This is a genomic window from Paenibacillus pinistramenti, from assembly GCF_005869875.1.
GTDB classification, from domain to species: Bacteria; Bacillota; Bacilli; order Paenibacillales; family Paenibacillaceae; genus Fontibacillus; species Fontibacillus pinistramenti.
The window spans coordinates 1-588 of the sequence record NZ_VAWG01000043.1 but is presented as its reverse complement, the minus strand read 5'-3'; the positions used below and the strand labels follow the sequence as shown (position 1 = coordinate 588).

Genomic DNA, 588 nt, shown 5'->3' with positions numbered 1-588 from the left:
GCCAGCCGCCGAAGGTGGGGTAGACGATTGGGGTGAAGTCGTAACAAGGTAGCCGTATCGGAAGGTGCGGCTGGATCACCTCCTTTCTATGGAGAATCGTCTTCTGCGATGAAGACATTCAAATACACGGTCGACGCAAGTCGCCGGATTGCCTTTGCGAAAGCAAAGGGACCTTCTCACTCGTTGGTCAGTTTTGAGAGTTCAAGCTCTCAAAATCATCTGCATGAATTTCATCAACCCAATGGGATTGACCGAAATTCATACAGGCTGCTGTTTCAATGAAACAGCATTGATCCTTGAAAACTGGATAACGAAACAACAATTGCGAATTAGAACATTCTTTTAGCTGAAACTTGTGATCGTAGAGAACAAGTTTAGTACTAGCTGCAGAGCGAGGCATTTTGGAGACGATCGATCCTTTGCGAATCCCTTTCTTCCTTATTAGGTTTTATCTAATCAGGAAAGGGATGAGGAACAGAGCGTATCGGCCCAAAATCCGAGCGATTTGGTTAAGCTACTAAGAGCACACGGAGGATGCCTAGGCGCTAGGAGCCGAAGAAGGACGTGGCGAACAACGATAAGGCCTCG

The 588-nt window shown here is 47.1% G+C and carries 1 rRNA gene; it reads left to right on the top strand.

Going from position 1 to position 588, the window contains the following annotated elements:
• Positions 1–86, top strand: a 16S ribosomal RNA gene (locus tag FCN15_RS19055); the annotation flags it as partial.
• Between the last annotated feature and the right edge of the window lie 502 nt (positions 87–588).